The 12,208-nt window shown below is 36.6% G+C and carries 14 protein-coding genes and 1 pseudogene; 6 read left to right on the forward strand and 9 right to left on the reverse strand.

Annotation, left to right across the window (positions count from 1 at the left end; genetic code table 11):
* The first annotated feature begins 6 nt into the window (after positions 1 to 6).
* From PHQ93_RS09230 to PHQ93_RS09250, 5 genes are all read left to right on the forward strand, one after another.
* Complete coding sequence (locus PHQ93_RS09230) at positions 7 to 984, forward strand: succinate dehydrogenase/fumarate reductase iron-sulfur subunit (RefSeq protein WP_299943469.1); 978 nt, start codon at positions 7 to 9, stop codon at positions 982 to 984.
* 12 nt (positions 985 to 996) lie between these two features.
* Positions 997 to 1,878 (forward strand): CoB--CoM heterodisulfide reductase iron-sulfur subunit B family protein, encoded by an 882-nt coding sequence (locus PHQ93_RS09235; RefSeq protein WP_299943472.1) that lies wholly within the window; start codon positions 997 to 999, stop codon positions 1,876 to 1,878.
* Positions 1,879 to 2,012: 134 nt separating this feature from the next.
* Entirely contained in the window at positions 2,013 to 2,228 is a 216-nt protein-coding gene (locus PHQ93_RS09240) for a hypothetical protein (RefSeq protein ID WP_299943475.1), read from the forward strand.
* Positions 2,218 to 2,544, forward strand: coding sequence for a type II toxin-antitoxin system RelE/ParE family toxin (locus PHQ93_RS09245; protein WP_299943476.1), 327 nt, complete (start codon positions 2,218 to 2,220; stop codon positions 2,542 to 2,544). Before PHQ93_RS09240 ends, PHQ93_RS09245 begins: the two co-directional genes overlap by 11 nt.
* 132 nt (positions 2,545 to 2,676) lie before the next feature.
* Complete coding sequence (locus PHQ93_RS09250) at positions 2,677 to 2,919, forward strand: hypothetical protein (protein ID WP_299943479.1); 243 nt, start codon at positions 2,677 to 2,679, stop codon at positions 2,917 to 2,919.
* A gap of 49 nt (positions 2,920 to 2,968) precedes the next feature.
* On the opposite strand, the gene PHQ93_RS09255 is transcribed toward PHQ93_RS09250, so the two are convergent.
* The gene (locus PHQ93_RS09255) at positions 2,969 to 3,226 is read right to left on the reverse strand and encodes a helix-turn-helix transcriptional regulator (RefSeq protein ID WP_299943484.1); all 258 of its coding nucleotides are present in this window, start codon (positions 3,224 to 3,226) and stop codon (positions 2,969 to 2,971) included.
* A gap of 77 nt (positions 3,227 to 3,303) precedes the next feature.
* Between PHQ93_RS09255 and PHQ93_RS09260 the strand changes: the two genes are divergently transcribed.
* Positions 3,304 to 4,014 (forward strand): hypothetical protein, encoded by a 711-nt coding sequence (locus PHQ93_RS09260; RefSeq protein ID WP_299943488.1) that lies wholly within the window; start codon positions 3,304 to 3,306, stop codon positions 4,012 to 4,014.
* 580 nt (positions 4,015 to 4,594) lie between these two features.
* Here PHQ93_RS09260 and mog read toward each other — a convergent pair.
* The 8 genes and pseudogenes from mog to PHQ93_RS09300 form a co-directional block, all read right to left on the reverse strand.
* Positions 4,595 to 5,125 carry a molybdopterin adenylyltransferase gene (mog, locus tag PHQ93_RS09265; RefSeq protein WP_299943491.1) on the reverse strand — a complete coding sequence of 177 codons (531 nt, stop codon included), beginning with the start codon at positions 5,123 to 5,125 and terminating at the stop codon, positions 4,595 to 4,597.
* A gap of 10 nt (positions 5,126 to 5,135) precedes the next feature.
* Positions 5,136 to 5,657 (reverse strand): pimelyl-ACP methyl ester esterase BioV, encoded by a 522-nt coding sequence (bioV, locus tag PHQ93_RS09270; RefSeq protein WP_299943494.1) that lies wholly within the window; start codon positions 5,655 to 5,657, stop codon positions 5,136 to 5,138.
* Positions 5,644 to 7,293 carry an AAA family ATPase gene (locus PHQ93_RS09275; protein ID WP_299943499.1) on the reverse strand — a complete coding sequence of 550 codons (1,650 nt, stop codon included), beginning with the start codon at positions 7,291 to 7,293 and terminating at the stop codon, positions 5,644 to 5,646. Before PHQ93_RS09275 ends, bioV begins: the two co-directional genes overlap by 14 nt.
* Entirely contained in the window at positions 7,280 to 8,527 is a 1,248-nt protein-coding gene (mtaB, locus tag PHQ93_RS09280) for a tRNA (N(6)-L-threonylcarbamoyladenosine(37)-C(2))-methylthiotransferase MtaB (RefSeq protein WP_299943502.1), read from the reverse strand. The genes PHQ93_RS09275 and mtaB overlap by 14 nt, the downstream gene beginning before the upstream one ends.
* Positions 8,528 to 10,174 (reverse strand): mechanosensitive ion channel domain-containing protein, encoded by a 1,647-nt coding sequence (locus PHQ93_RS09285; RefSeq protein ID WP_299943505.1) that lies wholly within the window; start codon positions 10,172 to 10,174, stop codon positions 8,528 to 8,530.
* A complete protein-coding gene (aroB, locus tag PHQ93_RS09290; RefSeq protein ID WP_299943508.1) occupies positions 10,174 to 11,223 on the reverse strand; it encodes a 3-dehydroquinate synthase in 1,050 nt (349 codons plus the stop codon). The genes PHQ93_RS09285 and aroB overlap by 1 nt, the downstream gene beginning before the upstream one ends.
* A gap of 98 nt (positions 11,224 to 11,321) precedes the next feature.
* A complete protein-coding gene (locus tag PHQ93_RS09295; protein WP_299943511.1) occupies positions 11,322 to 11,927 on the reverse strand; it encodes a lytic transglycosylase domain-containing protein in 606 nt (201 codons plus the stop codon).
* Between the two features lie 67 nt (positions 11,928 to 11,994).
* Positions 11,995 to 12,208, reverse strand: a pseudogene (locus PHQ93_RS09300) (potassium transporter TrkA); the annotation flags it as partial.

Consider the following 12,208-nt stretch of genomic DNA (forward strand, 5'->3'; position numbering starts at 1 on the left):
GAATTTATGAGTACAAATAGTATCACTACACAAAAAGTAAACTTCAAAGTATTTCGCTTCAATGCAGATGAGGATTATCTTCCGTACTACGAAAACTACACTATGGATATAACAAGCGAAGAGGTTGTTTTAGATGTTTTAAACAGAATAAAATGGGACCACGACGGTAGTTTTTCATACCGTAGAAGCTGCCGACACGGTATATGCGGGGCATGTGCTATCAAAGTAAATGGTCGCTCGACTCTTGCTTGTAAAGAGAGCATGACGACTATGATAGAGTATTTCGGAAACGAGATAACTCTTGAGCCTCTAAGTACAAAAAGAGCCGTAAAAGATATGATTATAGACAAGGCAGACTTTTGGGATAAACATGCAAGTGTTACTCCATATCTTGTTGCAGATATAGACGAATGCCCGTCTTGTGAAAATCTAGTTTCACCTCATGATGCAGAAGAGCTAAATGAAGCAGACTTATGTATCCAGTGCGGTGCGTGTCACTATGCTTGCCCTGTTGTTGAGATAAACAGCGACTTCTTTGGACCTGCGGCGTTTGTTGCGGCGTACCGTTTTGAGTCGGATGTTCGTGACAGTGACGGCAATAGACTAATAAATGTAAATGAAGAGAAACAGGGTGTTTGGGATTGTGCTAAATGTTTTGAGTGTGCGGAAGTTTGTCCAAAAGATATAAATCCAATCGACAAGATTACAAAACTTCATCAAATGGCATTTAAAAAAGGTGTCGCAAAAAACAATGTTGCAACTCGCCATGCAGTCGGTTTCTTACACTCTATCAAAAAACACGGTATGCTCGATGAGGGCGGCTTAGTTCTATACTCTGAGGGAGCTCACATAGTAAAACATATTCCTGTAGCACTTCAGATGTTTAAAAAAGGCAAAATTGTTATGCCTTGGAATATGCCAAAATCAGATAAACTTGATGAAATTCAAAAACTTATCAAATCATCATCAACAGTAAAGTTCTAGGAGCAAAGTTAAATGAAAAAATTAAAATACGCACTTTTTACGGGATGTACTGCAAAACAGAGTACTCCTGAACAGATGATGTCAACACTTGCGGTTGCTAGAAAACTGAACATTGAGCTTATCGAACTTACAGAAGCTTCATGCTGCGGAGCTTCTCACTTACAAGATTATGATGACTTTTTATCTCTTGTTTTAAATGCTAGAAATATAGCATATGCAGAAAAGCATGAGCTTACAATGGTTACAATATGTAATACTTGTCAGCTAAATACTGCTATGACAAAACATAGATTGGATAAAAATCCTGAGTTAAAAGCAAAAGTGAATGAAAAACTAGCAGAGGTCGGTTTGGAGTACAAAGGCACCTCAAATGTTATCCATTTCCTCTACGCTATCATTGATGATTTCGGCTTAGATAAAATCAAAGAGTTGGTTGTAAAACCTCTTAGCCAATTTAACATCGCTCCGTTTTACGGCTGTCACAACATCCGCCCATCAGAACTTCATGACGAGTCTCATAAACAAAAAGAGAATCCATACAACCCTACTTCGTTGGATGACCTTATCATCGCATGTGGTGGAAAAAATGTTGATTATGAAGAGAAAAACAAATGTTGCGGATTCCATGTCGAGCTTCAAGCGCCTCACACTGCGGCAGTTCTTACAGGAACAGCCATAGCAGGCGCAACTGACCAAAATGCAGACATGATGGTAACCCCATGCCCGCTATGTCATCTAAAACTTGACACTCAAACAAAAAGTGCATCTGAAGCCATAGGCAGAGAAGTTTCACTCCCCGTTCTTCATATGCAGCAAATGGTAGGACTAGCTCTTGGCTGTACTCCCGCAGAACTTGGTCTAAAACACCATGTTACTGAGGTTAATTTTATATAAATTGTGAGATGCGTATGCGTTCCACCTCCCCCGAGGTGGAACGCATACATACTACATTAGCTTCATTAAAATTTTATAAAAGTGTGTTAGCTTGATTTTGCTATAATCTTATAGTTTAAAAAAGGAGCTTCACAATGAAAACATTGACTCTTGAGATAAAAGATGAAACTATTGCCGATAAAATAGTATGGATGTTGCAGCATTTCAAAAATGATGGATTGGTTATTAGAGAGAGTGAAGCCACTGATAATTTAAAGGCCAGTATTAAGCAATCAGTGGACGAACTTAATATGGTTAAAAGCGGTAAATTAAAAGCAAAGCCTGTAGAAGAATTATTAAATGCCATTTAATATTCTCACTATTCCGGAGTTTGATAAAAATATAAAAAAATTAGCTAAACACTACAAAAATATAAAAGTAGATTTATCATCTCTGGTTTTAGAGCTACGAAATAATCCAAAGTTAGGCACATATCTGTTTCAAAACTGCTATAAAATTAGAGTTGCAAACTCAAGTGTACCTACCGGCAAAAGCAAAGGTTTTAGGGTCATTACTTATTGTGTAGATGATGAACAAAATATTTACTTACTATCTATATACTCAAAATCAGACCAAGAAAATATCACTGATGCAGAGATAATAGAACTACTAAAGCAGGTTCAATAGAAATTAAAAGACATGAAGAGTAAGTAGCTATCAGTATATATTGACATTTTTCCTCGTTCCACCTCTCCTGAGGTGGAATGCATATATACACCTCATATAACACATTAAGCCAAACCAAACTGCAATATCTTTATGGGAAGAAGCAGATATAAAATATATGAAACGACACATCCACATTTTGTGACATGCACTGTACTCCATCAGCTGCCGCTTTTTACAAGGCAAGAAAGTGTTGCAATCATAATAGAGTGCCTAAAATTTTTACAAGAAAAAGACAATCTAAAACTTTATGCCTATGTTATTTTAGAAAATCATTTGTATATAGTTCTCTCAAGTGACGATTTGCCCAAAACTATGCAATCTTTCAAGCAATAGTAGCGCTAGGGATTATAGCGGAATGAACGGGCTGGTGGAAATCGAGAGGTTATGGTGAGGGAGATTTTGGATGACAGTATGCATTCCACCTCGGGAGAGGTGGAACGAGAAAGTAGCGGATGTTATACTCCGAAGCATACTCTATATCAAAACGAAAAAGCTCCTGTTCATCTACTTCTAAAACTTCCGCAATGTAAGGAATAAGCTCTGCTTTTAGTTCACGTTTGCCGTTTAAGTAACCGTATATTGTCTGTTCACTCGGTATTTCACCCGTACTCTTCAGCTTTAGTTCGATTGCCTGAAGCATTTTGACAAAATCTTTTTTTTGTAAATTTTTCTCTTTTATAAGTTATACTGCATGCAAATATATTACAGGGGTGTCAGATGATGTGCTTAAATAAAATGGTGGATGAAAATGATTACCAAGGAAGTTTTAATAAGATTGCAAATTACCTATTAAATTGTGTTGAGCTTCAAGTTAAAACTAAAAAATATGAATTTACAGAAATTGAATTTTACTATTATTCAGACGATCATAAAGATTGTGCATTACATGGTGATGAACTTCAAAAAACTTCTAATGGATGGTATGTGCACAACAAAGGACGAGGTGGTATTGATATTACTTTTGGAAATTGTGATAACTTTGGAGGAATATTGATAAGAGGAATTAAAGAAGTGAAGTCAGATGGAAAATATATTGATGGGCCGTTGAATATTATGAACTTTTTTAAAAGTCAATTTAGCTGTCAAAATAAAATGGAGATACAAGATAAGCTTACGTTAGGAATAATAGCATTTATTCAGATCGACTGTAAAAATGATACTGTTTATCAAGGGCCACGCATTGGTCTTGTTCAGCCAACTAACCCTTATTTAGTTTATCCGTATAGATTTTTAAAGGATTTATCTAAAGAACATAATTTTAAAGAAAAACTCACTATTTACTATACATCTATAAAATTGGGAATAACTACAAAAGAGAATATTTCAAATAATATTGGGTACCAATTCAGTGTTGAAAGTTATGAAAATACACTGTCTCTATCTATCAATAAAAACAGGCTATTTTTAGATTATTTCAAGAATATATAGATAGTTTTTGTCCACTTTTTACTCTATACTTACTCAAAACATCGGAGAAAAATCATGACAATCATAGAAAGATCACCCTACGATAATATTTACGAACCAATCATGGAAAAAGTGACTAAAAAATCAGTCTATTTTTTCTCGTTCCACCTCTCCTGAGGTGGAATGCATATATACACCTCATATAACACATTAAGCCAAACCGAACTGCAATATCTTTATAGGAAGAAGCAGATATAAAATATATGAAACGACACATCCACATTTTGTGACATGCACTGTACTCCATCAGCTGCCGCTTTTTACAAGGCAAGAAAGTGTTGCAATCATAATAGAGTGCCTAAAATTTTTACAAGAAAAAGACAATCTAAAACTTTATGCCTATGTTATTTTAGAAAATCATTTGTATATAGTTCTCTCAAGTGACGATTTGCCCAAAACTATGCAATCTTTCAAGCAATAGTAGCGCTAGGGATTATAGCGGAATGAACGGGCTGGTGGAAATCGAGAGGTTATGGTGAGGGAGATTTTGGATGACAGTATGCATTCCACCTCGGGAGAGGTGGAACGAGAAACCTTCTTGTTATGCTTTTGGTCTAAAAGCCTTTATAACCTCTTCGTTTGTCTCTATATATGGACCTTCTATCAAATCTATGCAGTACGGTACGGCAGGAAAAACCGCATCTAAACACTCACGGATGGACTTTGGTTTTCCGGGGAGATTGATGATAAGGCTTTTGCCTCTTATCCCTGCACTCTGGCGTGATAATATAGCTGTTGGAACATACTTTAGGCTTACTTGACGCATAAGTTCGCCAAATCCGGGCATCATCTTTTGACACACATTCTGGGTTGCTTCAGGAGTTACATCACGAAGTGCCGGTCCTGTTCCCCCTGTTGTAACCACCAAACAACAGCCCTCTTCATCACAAAGCTCTATCATCGTAGCTTCAATCATATCCTGCTCGTCGGGAATACATCTATAAACTATCTCAAACTCACTTTTTAAATAATCCTTCATAGTATCTTGAATGGCAACTCCAGATATATCTTCATATATTCCCTTGCTTGCTCTGTCACTTGCCGTTATTACGCCTATTCTTATTTTGCTCATATTTTTTCTCCTAGTTTGTTAATAAAAAATGATTTGCACTTTTAATATATGTCACGGTTGCGATTTCCAAAAAAAACTCTCTTGCACTCTCAACATCTATAATTTTATCTTCGCCGCCAAGATAAACCTCTATTTTTATCCCTTTTTTGACAAGATTATTCAGCTCATCCATATTCCAATTAAAATAAAGTAGCTCTTCTAACTCTTCTACACTATTTTCTTCTCGCTCTATGCTCTTTTTTAAGTATGGCAAAAAACATGATTTTATAAACTCGCTTAGGTATAAATCTCTATTTTTTCTATATGCCATAAGTTGAATTTTTTTAAATTTATCATCTTTTGTCTGAAAAAATGCAGGAGAGAAGAGTTGGAGAGTATCTACTCTTTTTTTAAGCTCCAACTGCTCTTTTACATGCCTAAAAGCTTTGATAGCCCCGTAGCTGAAACCGCAAACAGAGTACTCCGAGAAGTTTGTATACTCTTTAAAGATATGCTGCTCATTTTTTAAAGAAAATCCGCTATAAAACTTCATCTAATCGCTTTTTAACTTCCGCTTTAGTAATGCTTTCTCTCTCGTTTAAAACATTTTCTACATGTACCATAACGCTCTGCAAAGACTCTAAGAGGTTTCTTGTCTCATCGTAGAGCTTTTTCATCAAAATCTCTTTTTCGTTTTCGCTAGGAATAAGAGATGAACCCATCCCGTAATCTTGAATCATTCTATCGACTATCTCTTTTGCTTCGTCCAAATCACCTTTGGCACTGCTGGCATGCTCGCGATACTTAATGGCACATGCCACCATACCTGCCAAAAGCATTTTAACCCTTGATTCTAACTCATGTTTTATAAGAGGCTCATCCGTTGCCGGAGTCAGTTTTTCATTTGATAGAAGTAACTTTTCAAAAGGAAGATCAAAATAAGTTGCACAGATAACTTTTGCGGCTTGGTATGTAACGCGATACTGTTTTTGCTTTTCGCTTAGTATCTGCAGTTTCTTTTTACCAAACATTACTTTATCTTTTACATGATGAAAATGTTCAATCGTCACTTGAAAATCATGTCCTCTTATGGCAAGAAGCGAAGCCTCGTTTACAAGCGCCGCTAAAGACGCGCCGTTAAATCCGACCGTCATATTTGCGATAGTATTTACATCAACATCATGCGGAACTTTCTCTAAATATTTTGACAAGATGGAAGCTCTCTCTTTGTTTGTAGGAAGCTCTACAAAGATTCTTCTATCAAATCTTCCCGCACGCAAAAGTGCCGAGTCTAAAACATCTATCTTGTTTGTAGCCGCAATAACTATAACTCCGCTTGAGTTTTCAAAACCGTCCATCTCCGTCAGCAGCTGATTTAGCGTTGCTTCTCGCTCATCGTTTCTCTGTCCGTCTCTTTTTTTACCGACTGCATCTATCTCGTCAATAAAAATGATGGAAGGCGAGTTATTTTTTGCGGCAACAAAAAGTTCATGCACTCTTTTTGCACCCATACCCACATATATCTGAACAAAAGAAGCGCCGCTTTGATAAAAAAACGGCACGCCTGCGGCATTTGCAACCGCTTTTGCTATCATAGTTTTTCCAACTCCCGGAGGACCCACCAAAAGTACGCCGCGAGGCATTCTTGCACCGAAACTTTTATATCGTTTAGGTTTTTTCATAAAGTCTATTATCTCTTCAAGTTCGCTTTTTACATCGCTTATTCCACCGATATCGTTGAATGTTACATCGCTTTTTATCGACTCTATCGGATATGATTTTTCCGAAAGAGATTTGTATTCGCTCTCTCTTTTGCTCTCTGCACTAAGAAGCAGTGGTCTCTTTTTTTGAAGCCATTTAAAAGCAAGCGCTCCAAGAGCTAAAAAAAGCACCAAAAGGAGAAAATAGACAACTATGCTTGAGCCGCTTTTCACTTGAACTTTATAGTCCGTAAACATATCGGGAGTAACTTGCGAGGATATAATTTTATATAAATCTTTCTCTGTTTTTAGATATACGAAATCTTCCGAAGCAACTACGCTTTTTACACTTTTATTTTTTAAAATCTCTTTTGCTTCTTTTAGAGTTATAACATCTGCATTGTCCCTTAAAATTGCAAAAAGGACTAAAATAATTACCAAAAAAGCCGAAGCGTAGAGAGCTACTCTGTTCGTTTTAGACTCTGCCATAGTTTGACTCCTCTTTTACTTCATATTTATTAATATTTATCCAATTTCCCACTAAATCTTCATCTGATTTTACTAAAATTTTATTAAAATGTTGATCATATCCTACAAAATAGTCATCTTTTTGGCTCTCAATAAGAACATTTAACTCTCCGCCAAAAGCCGCTCTAAACTCAAAATTTTTCGCTTTTACTATCTCTTCGAGTTCATGCAGTCTCTCTTTGGCAACTTTGCCGTTTACTTCAGGCTTCATGGTGGCCGACGGTGTACCGTCTCGTTTGGAGTAGGTAAATGCATGCAAATGCGTCAGCGGCAAATCTCTTACATTTCTCATCGCTTCATCCCAAAGCTCTTTGCTCTCCCCCGGATGTCCGGTAATGAAATCCGTCCCTATCGCAAAACCTTTGCTTGAGAGCAGTTCAAAGAGCTCTTTATCTTGTTTATAGACATTTCGTCTATTCATAAACTTCAACATTTGAGGCGAAGTGTGCTGAAGCGCAATATGAAGGTGTCGCTCAAGCCATGGCTCGCCTAGTATCTCTTTAAACTCATCGGTTATTTGAATCGGCTCGACGCTTCCGAGTCTTATGCGTCTTACTCCGCGAATCCCTGACATTTTTTTCATAAGCGCAGCGATTGAGCTATCCGTTCTTTGCCCGTAACTTCCGACATTTGTTCCCGTTAAGATAAACTCCCCAAAACCGTTTGCTGCAAGTCTTCTAATCTGCTCAAGTATCTTCTCTTCGCTCATACTTCTTGCATCGCCCCTGACATGCGGTATGATGCAGTATGAACAACGAAAATTACACCCCTCCTGAATCTTTATAAACGCCCTGCTTTTGCCGATAAAATCGTCAACTACGCTCTCATCTATATGGTTTAAATCGCCGAGTTCATAAAAGGACTCTTCTTTGTTTAACATCTCGTCGATTTTCTCTTTTTCGCTCTGTCCGAAAACTCCAAAAACCCTTCCCTGCTCCAGAAGCCCCTCACCCTTTGTATGTGCGCCGCAGCCCGTTAAAAAGATTTTAGCCTCACTGCTGTTTTCAACTTGTGAAATGTAAGAACGAACATGTGAATCGGCTCCGTTTGTAACGGTGCATGAGTTTATAACTACAACATCGGCTTCGCTCTCATCTTCGGTAATATCATACCCTTTAAGAGAGCTCATCATTACCTGCGAATCATAAAGATTTGTTCTGCATCCGAAAGTTTTAAAATATACTTTTTTTTTCATCTATACTGCTTCCTCGGTTTTTGGCGGCGGGATTTTTTTAGCTGATTTTTCCAAGTGAAGCATTTGAGTAGGGTATGCTATGGTGATATCCTCTTCTGCTAAAAAAGCGTCTACTATTTCGGTTGAGATTACGCTTCTTAGAGTTAATGTTGCATAAGCGTTTGTTAAGTACCAAACGCTTATTTTTAAGCCGTTTGGCTCAATAAGTGAAAAAATTCTAGGCTCTACATTTGTATTTTTAAGACTGTAATTGCTTCTTAACTTATTTAGCTGTTTTCTCGTAATATCGGTATACCCTTTTGAGAATTTTTTAGCTATCTCTTTGGCGATATGCATTGCTTTTTTATGATTTGAATCAAATGTTATGACTATATCTACCCCGTCCCACACGGTTTTTAAAGAACTATGCGTATAGTTTGCTATCATTCTGGTAAAGATATAGTTATTTGGTACAAAAATAATCCTGCCTGCCCTTCTGTTTTGTAAAACCGTCGTCAGTGTTACATCTTCTAAAAGAGTCATGCGCAGCAGCGATATATCCATAACATCTCCGACAAAAGTTGATCCGTCCATATCTACGCGGATTCTGTCTCCGACATGTATGCTTCCGCCAAAGACTATTACAAGCCAGCCGAGCATACTCATAAACCAGTCTTTCATGGCAATAGCGATACCTGCCGATGCAAATCCGAGTATAGTAACCAAGTAGCTTACATTCTCTATGTAGCTGAAAAATAAAATCAATATAATAAGCGTAAAATTACCAAAAGTGATAACTTTGTTTGCCATATAAAACCGCTCATTATCGGTTATATATTTTTTAACGATAAGCTTAAGTAAAAAGAAGACGACAAAAACGATTAGTATGGTGACACCTATTTTGCCGAGCTTTACCATTTGAGACTCTATCTCTTTGTTAATGTTAATCTCAACAATATCCAGTCTTTTTTGGTAAACATCCGCCGTAACATTCATAGTGTCAAGGGCAGATTCAAATCCTTCCAGCTGCTTTATTTTTAAATTTGCCTCTTCCTTATATTTGGTCTGCTCATCAATGTTCTCTATCTCCTTATAGATACGCACCTCTGTTTTTAAGAGAGAGATTAGCTCTTTTAACTCATCTCTTTTTAAAATATAGTCGTTAAAACCTTTATCCAGCGTTTTAATAAGCGAAATACCCATAAATATATCAAAAGGGTTTGTTACAGAGGGAATTTCATCTATATTGGGCGGGGTTAAAAGTATTGAAAAGGGAGAACTGTCTTTTTTCTTTAGTTTCTCTATCTGTGATGCTAAAATCTTTTCTCTGGATATTAACGCACTTAATTCATCCGCTTCGGTAAACGATTTGTCCCTCTTTTTTTGAAGATACTCTATTCTGCTTTTTATCTCTTCAAGATTCCCCTTTACATCTATCGATGTAAGATAAGAGGCATAGCTTTTCATCCATACGCTATCTTTTTTTGATATCTTTTGTTCAATATTTTTTAGTTCCGAAATGTAACTTTCTATTTTTTCTCTTTTTGCATCCTCTTGGGCAAGCTTAACCTGCTCTTGCTCCGGCTTGCTTATATTTGTATCTTTTTTTAAGCTCTCCGAAAATAGAAGCGATGATACGAGCAATAGATAAAAAACAATTTTTTTCATTATTGTTTTCCAAATTTATTTAAAATACACATAATAGTCCCGATATCTACATTGTCCGTAATAACGACATCCCCGATTCCAAGAGGAAGGATAAATGTAATTGAAGCATCGGAACTCTTTTTATCCAAAAAGAAAGCTTCATAAAATTTCTTAACATCATCTATAGTGTAAGTTGTCGGCAAATCATATTTTTCTAAAAGCGCTTTGACTCTATCCGCCTCTTTTTGGCTCATAAGATTCATCTTCACGGCCATCTCATTTGCCATGACCATTCCGATTGCAACGGCTTCACCGTGCAGAAATTTTTTATATGCAGTTTCATTTTCTATAACATGTCCAAAAGTATGTCCGTAGTTAAGAGCGGCTCTTATGCCCTGCTCTTTCTCGTCTTGCGATACGACATCCGCTTTGGTTTGAACTGCATGTCTTATAACTTCTCGCAATACTTCTTGATTTGTTAAGTCCGCTTCTTCTAAAATCTCAAAAAAATCTTTATTAAAAGTTACCGCCATTTTAACTATCTCGGCAACTCCTGCACCAAACTCTCTTTTTGGAAGTGTAGTTAAGAAATAAGGGTCTATATAAACGGCGCGAGGCTGATGAAATGCGCCTACAAGATTTTTTCCATATCTGTTGTTGAACCCGGTTTTTCCGCCCACACTTGCATCGACTTGTGAGAGAAGCGTCGTTGGAATCTGAATAAAATCTATTCCTCTTTGATAGATACTAGCCGCATATCCCGTCATATCGCCGACAACCCCTCCGCCAAAAGCGATCAGAAGAGATTTTCTGTTAAAGCGATGTTCAAAAAGAGAGTTCAAAATCGTATCTATACTCTCTTGATTTTTATACTCTTCACCGTCTTTTAACTCTACTATATGCAGCTCTTTTGCGCTGATTTTACTAAGGAGATAATCTAAATGAAGCTTAGAGACCGTTTGGTTTGTAACAACCGCTACTTTTGAATCAAAGTGCAGTTTTTGAAGCGTATCGATTGTAATGTCATAAGAGTCGTCAACGACTTTTTTTAGAGGAATGTGTACTTGCATAATATGTCCATAAAAATATAATGTAGATAATACTTAAAATATACTGATAAAGTGCTAAATATGGTTTTTGAATTTTAAAGAATTGAGACTTATGATTATCAGATTATGCGATAAAAAAGGCGTTTTGAACCGTTTTCGTGCAGAAGAAGAAGTTTTCGCAGCTCTGCAGATACTTTTGTATAGTATGAGTTTCCGACTGAAGAGCCGTTATAAGCGTTAATAGCTTTGTCGCTGGAACGATGTTTTTTATAACACTCCCATAAAATATTTGCAGCAACGCTTAGATTTGTACTTTCGTTTAAAAGCTCATGAAGCGGTATCTTCATCCCCGCAAGCGTCTCTTTATGCATATTGTTTATCTGCATTAGCCCGATATCAAAGCTCGGGTAGCGGTTGTTATCTAAAAAATCGATAACCCCTTTTGCTTCAACAATATTTTTGCTGTCAATTTCAATTACTTTTGAATATATATTATAAGAAATATTTCTATTTTCAAGCATAAAACAGAGTTTATCTTCTTGTGCTTTGGTTAATTTTTTGTAGTTGACGGAAATAACGAGTGGACGAAGATTGCTCTCAACCTTTGAAATAGCATATAGTAGTCTGGGTTCGATTCCGTAGGCTTCACCTGCACGAATCCATATATTTGCGGCAGCATGCGCACCGACCGCCAATAACATCAACAACCACAAAACTCTTCTCATTACCATTTATCCCTTGATGAAAAATTGCTTATATTGCCATCAAAGCAAAAATAGTTCCTACTTTTTTCTATATCTGAACAGGTATAAAAATTTGATGATTATCCTCAAGTTTATGATAAAGCAGTTCACTGTCTGTTGTTAAAAGAGAGAATATTTTTCTATTTGTCAGTTTTTTTGTAAAAGGTAAAATCTGAATAAAATTATCTTTCTTTTTAAGCTTTTTGATTGGATTTTCACTCTCTTTAATGATTTTAATACTTTTTGAAAAAATTGTAGCAAGA

The organism is Sulfurimonas sp. (assembly GCF_028714975.1).
GTDB lineage: Bacteria > Campylobacterota > Campylobacteria > Campylobacterales > Sulfurimonadaceae > Sulfurimonas.